This window comes from Actinoplanes sp. NPDC021490, assembly GCF_055562135.1.
In genome coordinates this window covers 1-13,360 of the sequence record NZ_JBVHFW010000024.1, presented here as the reverse complement: position 1 = coordinate 13,360, position 13,360 = coordinate 1, and the positions used below count along the sequence as shown (strand labels likewise).

At 70.8% G+C, this 13,360-nt stretch carries 14 protein-coding genes; 5 read left to right on the top strand and 9 right to left on the bottom strand.

The features are described from left to right. The first annotated feature begins 30 nt into the window (after positions 1-30). The gene (gene argS, locus ACZ3I4_RS42825) at positions 31-1,635 is read left to right on the top strand and encodes an arginine--tRNA ligase (protein WP_465387886.1); all 1,605 of its coding nucleotides are present in this window, start codon (positions 31-33) and stop codon (positions 1,633-1,635) included. A 17-nt stretch (positions 1,636-1,652) separates the two neighbouring features. Here argS and ACZ3I4_RS42820 read toward each other — a convergent pair whose 3' ends face one another. The 4 genes from ACZ3I4_RS42820 to ACZ3I4_RS42805 form a co-directional block, all read right to left on the bottom strand. After that, on the bottom strand, positions 1,653-2,000 hold the full coding sequence (locus tag ACZ3I4_RS42820) for a hypothetical protein (protein WP_465387885.1): 348 nt from the start codon (positions 1,998-2,000) through the stop codon (positions 1,653-1,655). 79 nt (positions 2,001-2,079) lie between these two features. Then, positions 2,080-2,931 (bottom strand): MerR family transcriptional regulator, encoded by an 852-nt coding sequence (locus ACZ3I4_RS42815; RefSeq protein WP_465387884.1) that lies wholly within the window; start codon positions 2,929-2,931, stop codon positions 2,080-2,082. A gap of 45 nt (positions 2,932-2,976) precedes the next feature. Next, entirely contained in the window at positions 2,977-4,413 is a 1,437-nt protein-coding gene (locus tag ACZ3I4_RS42810) for a serine/threonine-protein kinase (RefSeq protein ID WP_465387883.1), read from the bottom strand. Between the two features lie 205 nt (positions 4,414-4,618). Continuing rightward, on the bottom strand, positions 4,619-5,056 hold the full coding sequence (locus ACZ3I4_RS42805) for a hypothetical protein (RefSeq protein WP_465387882.1): 438 nt from the start codon (positions 5,054-5,056) through the stop codon (positions 4,619-4,621). Positions 5,057-5,375: 319 nt separating this feature from the next. On the opposite strand from ACZ3I4_RS42805, the gene ACZ3I4_RS42800 reads away from it, so the two are divergent. Then, complete coding sequence (locus ACZ3I4_RS42800; protein WP_465388043.1) at positions 5,376-5,738, top strand: STAS domain-containing protein; 363 nt, start codon at positions 5,376-5,378, stop codon at positions 5,736-5,738. Between the two features lie 72 nt (positions 5,739-5,810). On the opposite strand, the gene surE is transcribed toward ACZ3I4_RS42800, so the two are convergent. From surE to ACZ3I4_RS42780, 4 genes are all read right to left on the bottom strand, one after another. After that, positions 5,811-6,650, bottom strand: coding sequence for a 5'/3'-nucleotidase SurE (surE, locus tag ACZ3I4_RS42795; RefSeq protein ID WP_465387881.1), 840 nt, complete (start codon positions 6,648-6,650; stop codon positions 5,811-5,813). After that, positions 6,647-7,579, bottom strand: a complete 933-nt coding sequence (locus ACZ3I4_RS42790) for a 1-phosphofructokinase family hexose kinase (RefSeq protein ID WP_465387880.1) — start codon at positions 7,577-7,579, stop codon at positions 6,647-6,649. Before ACZ3I4_RS42790 ends, surE begins: the two co-directional genes overlap by 4 nt. Before the next feature lie 61 nt (positions 7,580-7,640). After that, the gene (locus tag ACZ3I4_RS42785; RefSeq protein WP_465387879.1) at positions 7,641-7,973 is read right to left on the bottom strand and encodes a hypothetical protein; all 333 of its coding nucleotides are present in this window, start codon (positions 7,971-7,973) and stop codon (positions 7,641-7,643) included. Between the two features lie 116 nt (positions 7,974-8,089). Beyond that, complete coding sequence (locus tag ACZ3I4_RS42780) at positions 8,090-9,004, bottom strand: cation diffusion facilitator family transporter (RefSeq protein WP_465387878.1); 915 nt, start codon at positions 9,002-9,004, stop codon at positions 8,090-8,092. A 152-nt stretch (positions 9,005-9,156) separates the two neighbouring features. Between ACZ3I4_RS42780 and ACZ3I4_RS42775 the strand changes: the two genes are divergently transcribed. Next, the gene (locus ACZ3I4_RS42775; RefSeq protein ID WP_465387877.1) at positions 9,157-10,086 is read left to right on the top strand and encodes an SMP-30/gluconolactonase/LRE family protein; all 930 of its coding nucleotides are present in this window, start codon (positions 9,157-9,159) and stop codon (positions 10,084-10,086) included. A 10-nt stretch (positions 10,087-10,096) separates the two neighbouring features. Here the strand turns inward: ACZ3I4_RS42775 and ACZ3I4_RS42770 are convergent, their stop codons facing one another. Continuing rightward, positions 10,097-12,220: a HelD family protein gene (locus tag ACZ3I4_RS42770; protein ID WP_465387876.1), complete on the bottom strand. Its 2,124-nt coding sequence runs from the start codon at positions 12,218-12,220 to the stop codon at positions 10,097-10,099. Between the two features lie 144 nt (positions 12,221-12,364). Here ACZ3I4_RS42770 and ACZ3I4_RS42765 point away from each other — a divergent pair, with 144 nt between their 5' ends. Further along, on the top strand, positions 12,365-12,688 hold the full coding sequence (locus ACZ3I4_RS42765; RefSeq protein WP_465387875.1) for an ArsR/SmtB family transcription factor: 324 nt from the start codon (positions 12,365-12,367) through the stop codon (positions 12,686-12,688). Then, entirely contained in the window at positions 12,685-13,149 is a 465-nt protein-coding gene (locus ACZ3I4_RS42760; protein ID WP_465387874.1) for an SRPBCC domain-containing protein, read from the top strand. The genes ACZ3I4_RS42765 and ACZ3I4_RS42760 overlap by 4 nt, the downstream gene beginning before the upstream one ends. Positions 13,150-13,360 lie beyond the last annotated feature (211 nt).

Genomic DNA, 13,360 nt, shown 5'->3' with positions numbered 1-13,360 from the left:
CCCGCTTCCGCGTATGTCGATGGGTGCGTCATGAATCTCGAAGCTGTTCTCGCCGCTCGGCTGGCGGTCGCGTTCGAAGCGGTCGCCGGCGAGCCGGTCGATCCCGCCGTGCGGGCGTCCCAGCACGCCGACTTCCAGTCCGGGGCCGCCCTCGCCCTGTCCCGCCGGCTGGGCCGCGCGCCGCGGGAACTCGCCGCCGAGGTGGTGGCCCGGGCCGATCTGGCCGGGCTGGCCGAGGTCGAGATTTCCGGCCCCGGCTTTCTCAACCTGACCGTCGCCGACGCGGTGCTCGCCGCCCGGTACCCCCTGGAACCGCCGCCGGACCCGAAGGAGCGGGTGGTCCCCGACTACTCGGGCCCCAACGTGGCCAAGGAGCTGCACGTCGGGCACCTGCGGTCGACGATCATCGGGGACGCGCTGGCCCGGCTGCTCACCTGGGCCGGGCACGACGTCGTGCGGGTGAACCACCTCGGCGACTGGGGCACCCAGTTCGGCATGTTGATCGAGCAGATGTCCGACATCGAGGGCAGCTACTCGCTGAGCGATCTCACCGCCTTCTACCGGGAGTCCCGGGTCCGGTTCGACAGCGACCCCGGCTTCCGGACGCGGGCCCGGCTGCGGGTGGTGGCGCTGCAGAACGGCGACGAGGCGACCCGGGCGATGTGGCGCCGGCTGGTCGAGCAGTCGGAGCGGTCGTTCGTGTCCGACTACGCCCGGCTCGGCATCACGCTGACCATGGACGACTTCACCGGCGAGAGCTCCTATCAGGACCAGCTGGCCTCGGTGGTCGACGAGCTGAGCGCCAAGGGGCTGCTGGTCGAGAGCGAGGGTGCGCTCTGCGCGTTCCCCGCGGGTTTCACCGGCCGCGACGGGCAGCCGCTCCCGCTCATCGTCCGCAAGAGCGACGGCGGTTTCGGGTACGCGGCCACCGACCTCGCCGCCCTGCGCCACCGGACCCGGGACCTGGCCGCGACCCGCCTGCTCTACGTGGTCGGCACCCCGCAGAGCAACCACTTCGCCATGGTGTTCGCGGTGGGCCGGGACGCCGGCTGGCTGACCGGGGACGTCACGGCCGAGCACGTCAACTTCGGCTCGGTGCTGGGACCCGACGGCAAGATGCTCAAGACCCGGTCCGGGGACACCATCAGGCTGGACGGGCTGCTCGACGAGGCGGACGCCCGGGCCACCTCCCCGGCGGTCGGCATCGGCGCGATCAAATACGCCGACCTGGCCAACGACCGGCGCAGCGACTACGTCTTCGACTGGGACCGGATGCTGGCCGCCACCGGCAACACCGGCCCCTACCTGCAGTACGCGTACGCCCGGATCCGGTCTCTGCTGGCCAAGGCCGGGCAGCAGGAGCCGGGCCCGGTCGTGCTGTCCGGCCCGGCCGAGCGGCGGCTGGCGCTCACGCTGCTCGCCTTCGAACCGGCCGTGGCCGCCGCGATCGGGCACCGCGAGCCCCACCGGCTGGCCCTGCACCTGCACGAGCTCGCGGTGGCCTTCTCCACGTTCTACGAGAAGTGCCGCCCGATCCTGGGCGACCCGAGCCGGCTGGCCCTGACCGCCCGCACCGGGGAGACCCTGCGACTGGGCCTCGACCTGCTGGGCATTCCGATCCCCGACGAGATGTGACTCCTCGGGTACGCCGGTCAGGCGTACCCGAGGAAGGTCAGCGTCACGGCCGCACCCGTGAGCACCGTGCCGAAGGCGAGCCAGTACGGGTACCGCTCGTTCCCGCCCCGCCGGGCCTCCGCGCCGCGACGGACCGCCGAGATCGCCCCCGGCAGCCCGAACAGCAGCGTCCAGAACACCACCGGCAGCCACGCCGGCGCCTGCGGCCGGGCGGCGCGGGCCATTTCCTCCGGGTAACGGACGAACAACCGGGGGAGGGCCGCGGCCGGTGGTGCGGGATCCGGGGCGGCCGGTGGGTCCGGCCGCTCCGGGGTGGCCCACGGCGGCGTGGTCGGATACCTGGCGTACGGGATCGGGGTCGTCATGTCCGGGGCCTTTCGGTAGCGGCTCGGTTGCGGTTCCGTGCCGCCCGGCCCCATCGGCCACGCCCGGGCAAACCTGAGGTCAGTGGCCGGTCGTTCTGATCGGCACCTGCATCTCGGTGACCCACTTGTCGAACTCGCCGGGCGGGCAGTCCAGATAAACCTCGACGGCGAAGCCGGGCCCGTCCGTACGGTATCCGTTGTCGTCGATCCAGTTGGCGATCTTCTGCCCGGTGCGGAACGCCTCGGACATCGGGCCGTGGTGCAGCGCGGTCGCCGCCTGCTCGACCGCCGGGATCGTCACCACGTCGAAGCCGGCGCCGGGCGGAACCTCGGCGTCGCCGATCGGGAACGCCGCGTGGACGCTGATCGTCTCGTCGCCCGGCTCGGCCGGCGTGGGCCGGTAGTACGCGATCGGCGCCGCGCACATCGGGACCTTGTGCTTCTCCATCAGCTCCATCAGCCGCGGGTACAGCGGCGACAGGTTCTCGCTGATCGACGTCGGGTGGTCGTAGCTGGTCGCGGTGCCGGACAGCATCGCGACCCGGGTGGCCGGGATCTTCTTGAGGACGACGTCTCCGGTGTCCATGTGCCCCTCACTTTCGATCATGCGGAGACGGGCGTCGACCTGGGCCAGGCGTGCGGTGTCGTGGGCCATCTGCGCCGCCAGCTCGGCCCGACGCAGGCGCAGCATGCCCCACAGCTCGGCCGTGCCGACCTTCTCGTCGATGAGCGTCTGCACCTGCTGCAGGCTGAACCCGAGATCTTTCAGGGCGGTCACCCGGTTGAGCAGGCGCAGCTGCGCGGCGGTGTAGAAGCGGTAGCCGCTGTGCGGGTCGACGTGGGCGGGCCGCAGCAGCCCGATCGCGTCGTAGTGCCGCAGCATGCGCACGGACACGCGTCCCAGACCGGCGAACTCTCCGATGCTGAACATGAGATCACCTTCCGGCCTGACACAGTGTCAGAGTCAAGCCCCCGGTTACGGAGCCTGCCCGGCCGCGGCCCCGCCGCCGTCACCCGGATCGGTCGGTGGCGTGGTCGGCGGGGTGGTGGGCGGCGTGGTCGGCGGCGTGGTGGTGGGCGGGCGCGTCGTCGCCGGCGGGGTCGTCGGCCGGAGGGTTGGCAGCAGCGTCGTCGTCGGCGTGGGGGTCGGTGTCGCGCTGGTGGGCGTCGCGCTCGGGGTCTGCGAGCGGGGAGCCACGTTGCCCCGCGGCGTGGAGCGGGTCGTGGTGACCTGGGTCGGCGTCGTCGCCGGCGTGGTGGTGATGGTGTCGGTGGGCTGGGACGCCGTGCCGCCGGGCCCGGAATTCTCCACCGTGCGTTTGTCGTTGTCGTCCGGCCGCAGCGCGATCGCGAAGGCCAGGCCACCGGCCAGCACGAGCAGGGCGATCACGCCGACGAGCAGCGCGGTCTGGCTGCGCGGCGGGCGTTTCGGCGTCAGGCCGGTCGAGGTGGACGAGACCCCGGCCGTGGTGAGCGGCGGCGGGGTGCGCGGCGGCAGGTCGCGGGGCAGCGGCACGGCCCGGGTCGGCGCGGCCGGGCTGAGCGGGGCCACCATCGAGGTGCCGGTCAGCCTCTTCCAGTCGAGCGGGCCGGCCGCGGCGAACGCGGCCTCGGCGAACTCGGCCGCGGTGGCGAAACGGTCGGCGGGCTGCTTGGCCATCGCCTTCTGGATGAGCTCGCGCACCTCGAGGGGCACTTCCTCGGGGAGCGGCTCGGGCTCGTCCTCCAGGTGCCGCAGGGCAACCTGCAGGGCGTTGTCGCCGTCGAACGGCGGCTCGCCGGCGATGCAGTGGTAGGCCACCGCGCCGAGCGCGTAGATGTCCGTGGCCGCCGAGACGTTGCCCTTGGCGACCTGCTCGGGCGCCATGTAGAGAGCCGTGCCGACGATCGCGTTGACCGCCGTGACGCTGGTGACCGCGGCCGAGCGGGCCACGCCGAAGTCGACCAGCACGACCGTGCCGTTGGGCTTGACGATCAGGTTGCCCGGTTTGACGTCGCGGTGGACCGTGCCGTTCTCGTGGGCGGCGTGCAGGGCGTCGGCCGCCTGCGCCACGATCGACATGACCTCGGCCACCGGCATCGGGCCCTGCTTGACCCGGGTCGAGAGCGGCTCGCCCTCGACGTAGGCCATCACCAGGTAGGCCATGCCGTCTTCGCCGCCCGACTCGGTGGCGCTCGCGTAGTCGTAGACCTCCACCACGCCGGGGTGGCGGAAGGCCGCCATCATCCGGGCCTCGCCGTAGAAACGGGCGGCGAACTCGGGGTCGGCCATCATGTTGGAGCGCAGCACCTTGACGGCGATGACCCGGCCCAGCACGACATCGGTGCCGCGCCAGACGTCACCCATCCCGCCTGTGGCGATGCGCTCGTCCAACCGGTAACGGTTGCCGAGGAGGTGTCCGGCAGTGAGCACCAACGGACCTTATCTAATCGGGTGGCTGTGCCACAGCGGAGAGACGGCGAAACTGTAGCCGGTGAACAGCCCGGGCGCGCCCTCGTCATGCTGCTCGGGGCACGTGCGCAGCTCAGCCGGGGTATCGAGGATCTTGTGCCGCCGAGCCCGGGCACGACAACTCCCCGGGCGGCAGGGGGATACCGCCCGGGGAAAGATCAGCGATCTAGTTGTCGTAGGTCGGGGTGACCACGACCGCCGTCTCGGCCAGTTCGAGCTCTTCCTGCTCGGCCTGGCGCTCGAGGGCGGCCCGGGCCGACTGCGCGACCGCGTAACCGACAGCGACGCCGAGCAGGCCGACGCCGATGATCAGGCCCCACGGCCGGGCCGGCTTGCGCCCGGCCAGAACGGCCGCTGCCGCGTTGGCGCGGTTCCAGGCCAGATCGGCCTTGCCGCTCGCCCGGCCGGCCAGCTGCTGGCTCTTGCCGGCCAGCTTGTAGCCCTGCCCGGCCAGCTTGTGACCCTGGTCACTCGCCTTACCGGCCAGCTTGGCCGCCTTGTCGCCCGTGTCCTTGGCGGTGTCACCCGCGGCCGCCATCGCAGCCGACAGGTAATCCCAGGCCTGCGCGGCCGTCCGTTCCGTCTTGCTCTTGCTGGAGAACATTATTTGTTACCTCCCGCGCTCGGCGTTCCCGCTTAACCCTGCCCATGCGCGCCGTTCAACAAACGTGTCCGGTGTGGACGCCATCACGTTTCGGAAACGACTTGCTCTCGGACGGTACTGTTGACCCGGTTCACACGAGGCACTCAGGTGCCTGACAGGTTCGGGTCATAACCTTTTGGTCAGTTTCACCGAACCTGGTGGGGGTAGTCTCGACCGCCCCCGATGCATGGGGATTCGGCCGGGCGTACTGGGATCGTCCGGACGACCCTGTGCAGGAGGAAAGACGCCCGGAAGTGCCGGGCGGGTGGAGGGAATTGGCGTGACGCTGTCGATAATGACGTCGACGCTTGCCGACGACGTGGTGGAGGTCTCGCCGAGCGGTGAGATCGACGTCGAAAACGCGTACGAGATCCGTGAGGCGGTAGCCGGACAGCTGGCCGCCGGGCGTCTCGCTCGCATCGAGCTCAACCTTCAGAATGTGACTTTCATCGACTCCGTGGGCATCAGCGCGCTCGTCGCCGCTTTTCAGCTTGCGCAGGTCAGCGAGGTCAAGCTGATCGTCACCCGGCCCAGCCGCTTCGCGCACCGCCAGTTGTGGGTGACGGGGTTGCTCGGCCTGTTCGGCAACCCGCAGCCGTTCGGCCAGGCCGACGCGGTACAGCCGGCGGTGTCCGGCATCTGAGCTCCCGACCGGGCCGGTCCTCCGCGAGTGGGAGGGCCGGCCTTTTCGTGCCCCGGCTCTTTCCGGCTTCGGCTACAGCGCCGAGGCGTGCAGCGGGATCGCCTCGAGGTTGATCTTCACCTCGGTCATCTCGTGCGGCGGCCGGATCGGCGTGACCACGGCGAAGTGCTCGGCCAGGGCGGCCAGGTCGGTGTCCGGCTGCAGGGTGTCGTCGGCGGCCTGCACGGCCGTGCGCACGAAGCCCTCGCCGGCCTCGGCGATGCTCACCTGCACCTGCCCGAACTGAGCCAGCGAGGCCCGCCGGAGCCCACGGATGCCGTCCAGATGCAGGTCGGGCACGTTCAGGTTGAAGATCGTGCCGGCCGGCGTGTGCATCAGCGTCGGCACCAGGCGCACGGCCAGCTCGGCCGCGCTGTCCCAGTGCCGCTTCTCGTCCTCCTCGTGGTCGAGCGCCGCGAGGGCGGCGCCCCCGCTGCGCGCCGAGGAGGCCCGGGGCGAGAGCACGTCCAGCGAGACGGCCAGACCGTGCAGACCCGCGTACGAGCCGGTGAGGGTGGCCCCGACCGTGCCCGAGTGGACGACCGCGGCGCCCGCGTTGGCGCCCCGGTTGATGCCCGAGAAGATCAGCTCCGGCACCTCGCCGAACGCCTCCCGCAGCGCGAGCAGCACGATGTACGCCGGTGACGCCGCCACCGCGTACGCCGGAATGTGCTTGGCGTGCGGAAGCTCACGTTTGTGCAGGATGATCCGGCCGTGTTCCTCCACGGCCGTCATCGCCGCGCTGCTGCCGCTGGCCTCGGTGACCGGCGCGGCCACCGTGACGTCGTGTCCCTCGCGGGCCGCCGCCCGCGCCAGCCAGCGCAGGCCGGGCGCGTCGATGCCGTCGTCGTTGGTGACCAGAATTCTCGTCATGTCGTCTTCCTGAGAGGGGTGATCTTGACTCGTTCGGTGAGCACCTGAACGGCGTCCATGTGCCCGGTGCCGAGCCCGTGCCGGGTGACGTTCAGGGCCCCGGCGGCCGCCCCGGTGCGCACCGCCAGAGTCATCTCGCCGCCCTTGGCCAGCACGGCGGCGACCCCGGCGGTCATCGAGTCACCGGCGCCGCGATGGTCGGCGATCGACAGCTTCGGGATGCCGACCCGATAGATCTGCTCGTTGAACAGGGCCAGCGCGCCCGCGTCCGCCCGCGACAGCAGGGCCGCCTCGGCGCCGTCCTCGTGCAGCTTGATCAGCGCCTCGGTGAGCGACTTCTCGGACGCGTCCTTGATCATGCCGTCCCGGAGCAGCTCCTCGTGGCTCACCTTGACCACGTGCAGGCCGGCCTCGAGCACCGCCTTGAGGTGGTCGCCGGACAGGTCGGCGATCACCCGGCACCCGTGCGCCCGCAGGTCGTGGGCGAGGCGGCCGTAGACGTCGGGCCGGATCACCGAGGGGTGGGCCGGGCCGCTGAGGATCGCGTTGCCGGCCCGCAGGCCCTCGGCCAGCGCGAGGTTGTAGAGCTCGTCCAGCTCGTGCCGGGTGAACGGCGCGCCGGGCTGCTCGGCCAGTTCCTGGCGCTTGCCGTTGCGGCGGTCGTGCACGTACCAGCCGCTGCCGCTCTCACGGGGGATCGTCCGCAGCTGGACGCCCTTGAAGTCGAGCAGGGGCTTGAGCACGCGGCCGACCTCACCGCCGACCGCCGTGCACAGCGTCACCTCGGCGCCGAGCGAGGTGACCATGCGTGCCTGCCAGATGCCCTGTCCACCCGGGTGGACGTGGAGCTCCGGCTGATTGTGTTGCTGTTCGATGGTCACCGTGAGTTGCGGTGCCGGCGCAAAGACCATCACCCGAGCGTCGCCCATATAGGGCATTGTTATCGCTAGCCGCCCGGTTGGGGTCGTTTACCGCAAAAGCGGCGAAGGGTCAGAGTTCGAACCCGTTGTTCGTCAGTTCCATCACCGCGTCGGTCAGCTCGGGCCGGGTGCGGATCAGATCCTCCAGCCGTACGCGCCACTTGCCGGCCTCGACGTCGGCCGCGAACCGGTCACCCCCGGTCTCGACCAGGGCGACGAGCAGCCGCTGGCGGGTGTCGGCGAAGTGGCCGTACATCTCGCTGCCCAGCCGGCTCAGCACGCGCGCGGCAAAGGCCTCGGACTGCGGGCTCCCGGCCGCCTGGACGAAAGCGCGGGCACCGTCCCAGGCGACCCGGGGCTGATGGATGACCGTGACCATGATGCTGTCCTCCCGTGATGACATGGTCACCAAGCGTAGAGACGTTGCCGAGGACCGGGCGGAGGTCGGCACATGCGGTGACCGGTGTGAAGATCGTGCACCCTGAGGTGTGATGATCGCCATAGGCGCGGGCCGATTGATCACCAGCCGGCCGGAGAGCACCGCCCGCCCGACGTCACCGGCTCGACCTGCAGCGTGGCGTGGTCGATGTGGAAGTCCTCGTGCAGGGCCTCGCGCGCATGGGTCAGCACGTCACCCAGCTCGGCCGCGGGCTCCAGGCTCAGGTGGGCCGAGGCCACGTCCATGCCCGAGGTGAGCGTCCAGACGTGCAGATCGTGGACGTCGCACACGCCCGGAACGGCGGCCAGCCGGGCCCGCACCTGGGTGATGTCGAGATGCTCGGGCGCGGCCTGCACGAGGATGCGCACCGCCGAGCGGCCGAGCGCGAACGTCCGCGGCAGGATCATGAGCGCGACGATCACGGCGACGATCGGGTCCGCGTACGACCACCCGGTGAGCCCGATGATCGTCGCGGCCACGATCACGCCGACCGAGCCCAGCAGGTCACCGACCACCTCGAGGTACGCGCCGCGCACGTTGATGCTCTCCTGCGCGCCGCTGCGCAACAGGGCGAAGGCGATCAGGTTGACGACCAGGCCGCCCACCGCGACGACCAGCATCGAGCCGGCCGGCACCTCGGGCGGGTCGGTGAAGCGGCGCAGCGCCTGCACCACGACGAAGCCCGCGACCGCGGTCAGCAGCACGGCGTTGGCCAGCGCGGCCAGCACCTCGAGGCGATAGAGGCCGAAGGTGCGCTGCGAGTCGGTGGCCGCCCGCCCGGCCGCGGTGATCGCGGCCAGCGCCATGGCGATGCCGAGCACGTCGGTGAACATGTGGCCGGCGTCGGAGAGCAGGGCCAGCGAGCCGGTCGCGAAGGCGGCCACGGCCTCGACGGCCATGAAGCCGGCGAGCAGGCCGGCCGCCCACCAGAGCCGCTTGCGGTGCTTGGCCCCCGCGCGCAGCGCCTGGCCTCCGTGATCGTGCCCGGCTCCCATGAGTCAACCCTCCGTCGGCGAGATGCGCCGCGACTAAAGTATGCGTACATCGCTATGTTTGCAATTTGAAGATGGCAATCAAAGTCGAACCGCCGGGCCACGATCGGGGTATGCAGTCGATGACAGCAAGTTCCGCCTGGAAAGGGATATCCGTGTCCAGACGTACCCTCGCGATTGTCATCTCCACGGTCCTCGCCGTGGTGGCCGGCGCGGCGCCGGCCGCAGCACACTCCTCGTCGCACTCGCCCCAATGGCCCAGCTCGCTGGCCCTGCCCGACGGGTTCCAGCCCGAAGGCATCGCCATCGGGGACAGGCCGTACGCGTACTTCGGATCCCGGGCCGACGGCGACATCTACCGGGTCAGCCTGCGTACGGGGAAAGGCTCGGTCTTCAGTGAGGGCCCCGGGGCGGGCAACCCGTCGCTCGGCCTCAAGATCGACCGGAACCGGCTCTTTGTGGCCGGAGGCAGCGCCGGCAACGCCCGCGTGGTCGACCTGCGCAACGGCGACGTTCTCAAGTCTTACACGCTCAAGGGCCCGGGCACGACGGCCTGGTTCATCAACGACGTCGTGCTGACCCGCGACGCCGCCTGGTTCACCGACTCGGCCAACCCGGTGCTCTGGAAGGTGCCGCTCAACCTGTCATCGGCGCCGGTGGCCGTCCCGCTGACCGGGGACATCCAGTACACCACCGGCAACAACGCCAACGGCATCTCCCGTACGCCGGACGGCCGCGCCCTGATCGTGGTGCAGTCCAACCTCGGCAAGCTGTTCCGGGTCGGGTACGACGGCCGGAGTACCGAGATCGGGCTGGGCGCCGAGACCGTGGTCAACGGCGACGGCCTGTGGCTGCGCGGGCGCACGCTCTATGTGGTGCAGAACCGGCTCAACGTGATCGCCAAGGTGCAGCTGGACAAGCGGGCCACCACGGGCCGGGTCATCTCGCGTACGGGCAGCGCCTCGTTCGACGTCCCCACCACGATCGCCGAGTACGGCAAGCGGTTCTACCTGCCCAACGCCCGGTTCACCACGCCGGCCGAGCCGGCCACGACGTACAACGCCGTGGCCGTGCCCATCCCGTAACAGCGGCGCGTCAGCCCCGCCACGCCGGATCGGTTCCCACGGTGGTCAGGCGCTGGGTGGCCCGGGACAGCGCGACGTAGAGGGTGCGCATGCCGGCCGGATCCCTCGTGAGGGATCCCGGCTCGACCAGCACCACCGCGTCGTACTCCATGCCCTTGGCCTCCAGCGCCGTCACCACCTGCACCCGTTCCGGCAGGCCGGCGACCCACTGCGCCATCTCGTCGCGGCGCGGCACCGGGGTGATCACGCCAATCGTCCCGTCGACCTCGGCCAGCTGCTTCTCGGTCACCTCACGGACGAGCTCGGGCAGCCGGGCGGCCTCGGTCACCAGGTCGACCGGGTCCACGCCGGTGCTGCGGACGGCGGTCGGCAGCGGCAGATCGGGCATGATCCGGCGGATCACCGACGCGGCCACCGCGAAGATCTCCGCCGAGTTGCGGTAGTTGGTGGTCAGCGCGTAGCTGTTGCGCTTGCGCGAGCCCAGGGCCTTGTCGCGGGAACGGTCGAGCTCGTCCAGGTCGCCCGACCACGCCGTCTGCGCCGGGTCGCCGACGACCGTCCACGACGCGTACGACCCGCGGCGGCCGATCATGCGCCACTGCATCGGCGAGACGTCCTGCGCCTCGTCCACCACCACGTGCGCGTACTCCCGGTAGTCCTCATCGCGCTGTGTCTGCTGGGCGCGGACCGCCGCCTGCCGCTCGTTGGCCGTGCTCAGCTCCTGCACACCATCGCGAATGTGGAACGGGTTCTTGGACTTGCGCTGCGGCTTGCGCGGGCGGCCCATCAGCTCGTCCAGCTCGTCCAGCAGCGCCACGTCGGCGATGGTCGGGCCCTCGGCGTCCAGCGCGTCGAACGAGCCCTGCAGGAGCCCGATCTCGTCCCTCGAGAGCAGACCGTGCGCGTACGAGCGGAGCCGCCCCGGAACGGTCAGCCAGCGCAGCACCCGCATCGGCGTGAACCGCGGCCACCACGCCTTGAGAAACTCGCGGAAGTCCGTACGGTCGGCCAGCTCGGCCTCGAAGTCCCGCTTCTCGGGCAGGCCGCTGACCTTCTGCTGGCGGGCCTGCGCCCACAGCGCGTCGAAGACCCGGTCGAAGCCGGCGCCGCGGACCTCGTTGCGCCGGGCCCCGCGGGGCAGTGCCGAACGGCGGATGCGTTCCAGCTCCCTCGCGTCCAGCCGCAGCAGCGTGCCCCGATAGAGCAGGCGCAGCTCGGTCGGCGCGTCCGGGACGGCGTCGTGCGAGGCCCGCTCGAGCACCCGCCGCATGCGCAACGAGCCCTTGATCGCGGCGACGTCGGTCGAGTCGACCCGGCTGGCGTCGTAGCCCGGCACCAGCGTGCCCAGCGACCTCAGGGTGGCCGTGTCCTCACCCAGCGAGGGCAGCACGGTGGCGATGTAGTCGACGAACACGCCGGACGGGCCGACGACCAGGATGCCGCCGCCGGCGAACCGGTTGCGGTCGGAATAGAGCAGGTAGGCCGCCCGGTGCAGGGCGACCGCGGTCTTGCCCGTGCCGGGGCCGCCGGTCACGATCGTCACGCCCGAGGCGGGGGAGCGGATCGCATCGTCCTGCTCGCGCTGGATGGTGGCGACGATGTCGCGCATGCCCCGCCCGGTCGCCTTGGACAGGCTGGCCAGCAGCGCGCCGTCACCCACCACCCGCATGTCGGCCGGCGCCGCCTCGGGGTCGAGCAGGTCGTCCTCGATGCCGGTGACCCGCTCCCGGCTCGACTGGATCATGCGACGGCGGACGACACCCAGCGGCTCGGCCGGGGTGGCCCGATAGAACGCGGCGGCCGCCGGGGCGCGCCAGTCGACGACCAGCGGTTGCGAGTTGTCGTCGCGGATGCCCATGCGGCCCACGTAGTGGGTGGCGCCGGTGTTGAGGTCGAGGCGGCCGAAGACCAGGCCCTCGTACTCGGTGTCGAGCGCGTGCCGGCGGCGGGCGGCGTGAAACACCATCGCGTCCCGCTCGACCAGCGCGCCGAAGGTGCCCACCCCGGCGAGCTGGTAGCCCTCCCGCTCGGCTCGTGAGGCGTTGTGGCGCAGCTCGGCGAGCCGGGCATAGACGCGGTCGACGTGCTGCTGCTCGACCGCAATCTCCTGCTGAAGAACGGTGGCGTCGCTCAAGGCGGTGAATCTCTCTTTCCGGCACCCCGATGCACGCGTCCGGGCAGCGTGCTCGCATGAGGGAGCACTCGAACTTACTCCGTTGGGGCCTGCCGCGTCTCACCCGGCCTTGACATCGGCGCTCCCACCCCAATACTTAAGCAGGTGCTTAACCATTTGCCTCCGCTCGACTCGATGTTCGCGGCCCTCGCCGACGGCAGCCGCCGCAGCATGATCGCGCGTCTCAGCCGTGGCCCGGCCACCGTGAAACAGCTGGCCGAACCGCTGGTGATGTCCCTGCCCGCGGTCCTGCAGCACCTGCGCGTGCTCGAGGAGAGCGGACTCGTGCGGTCTCAGAAAACCGGACGGGTGCGCACCTGCTATCTCGAGCCGGTCGCGCTGAACGCCGCCGAGCAGTGGATCGCCGAACGCCGGACCGAATGGCTGAGCCGCCTCGACCGCCTCGGCAACTTCCTGGAGGACTCATGACTTCACGCCACGCCCAGCACGACACTTTCCGCCTCGAACGGCACTACCCGGCCGCGCCGACCCGGGTCTTCGCCGCCTTCGCCGACCCGCAGGCCAAGGCCAAATGGTTCGGCGCGCCCGACGACCAGGCCCGGCAGAAGGACAAGTCGTTCGACTTCCGCGAGGGCGGCCGCGAGACGGCGACCACCGTGTTCTCCGACGGGTCGGAATACGGGTACTTCGTCACGTACACCGACATCATCCCGGAGGAGCGCCTGATCTACACGTACGAGATGACCGCGAACGGCACCCGGATCTCGGTCTCGGTCGTCACCGCCGAGTTCAAGGCGGCGGCGGACGGCGGCACCGACTTCGTGATCACCGAGCAGGGCGTCTATCTCGACGGGCTGGACGACGTCAGCAAGCGGCGCGCGGGAACGGAATACTTGCTGGACGCACTGGGCAAGTCCCTGACCGACTAGGGCGTCCGGGCCGCGCTGCGCCCCCCGCAAAACCCGGGGGCCCACCCTACCGGGGGTCCCCCGTCCCACCGCAGATTTTATCGGCCTGGACCGATCTTCGGACCGGCCCGAAGCCGGGCCTGAAGCTCCTGTGAGTCAAGTTGTGGATAACTGTGGTGTGGTGAGTAGTCCGTGTTGTCGTAGTGCGGTGTGGATGTGGGTGAAGATTTCG

Bases quoted from the DNA above. Each gene is read 5' to 3' on its own strand.
- argS (WP_465387886.1), top strand. From the start codon at position 31: ATGAATCTCGAAGCTGTTCTCGCCGCTCGGCTGGCGGTCGCGTTCGAA.
- ACZ3I4_RS42820 (WP_465387885.1), bottom strand. From the start codon at position 2,000: ATGACGACCCCGATCCCGTACGCCAGGTATCCGACCACGCCGCCGTGG.
- ACZ3I4_RS42815 (WP_465387884.1), bottom strand. From the start codon at position 2,931: ATGTTCAGCATCGGAGAGTTCGCCGGTCTGGGACGCGTGTCCGTGCGC.
- ACZ3I4_RS42805 (WP_465387882.1), bottom strand. From the start codon at position 5,056: ATGTTCTCCAGCAAGAGCAAGACGGAACGGACGGCCGCGCAGGCCTGG.
- surE (WP_465387881.1), bottom strand. From the start codon at position 6,650: ATGACGAGAATTCTGGTCACCAACGACGACGGCATCGACGCGCCCGGC.
- ACZ3I4_RS42790 (WP_465387880.1), bottom strand. From the start codon at position 7,579: ATGGGCGACGCTCGGGTGATGGTCTTTGCGCCGGCACCGCAACTCACG.
- ACZ3I4_RS42785 (WP_465387879.1), bottom strand. From the start codon at position 7,973: ATGTCATCACGGGAGGACAGCATCATGGTCACGGTCATCCATCAGCCC.
- ACZ3I4_RS42780 (WP_465387878.1), bottom strand. From the start codon at position 9,004: ATGGGAGCCGGGCACGATCACGGAGGCCAGGCGCTGCGCGCGGGGGCC.
- ACZ3I4_RS42760 (WP_465387874.1), top strand. From the start codon at position 12,685: ATGACTTCACGCCACGCCCAGCACGACACTTTCCGCCTCGAACGGCAC.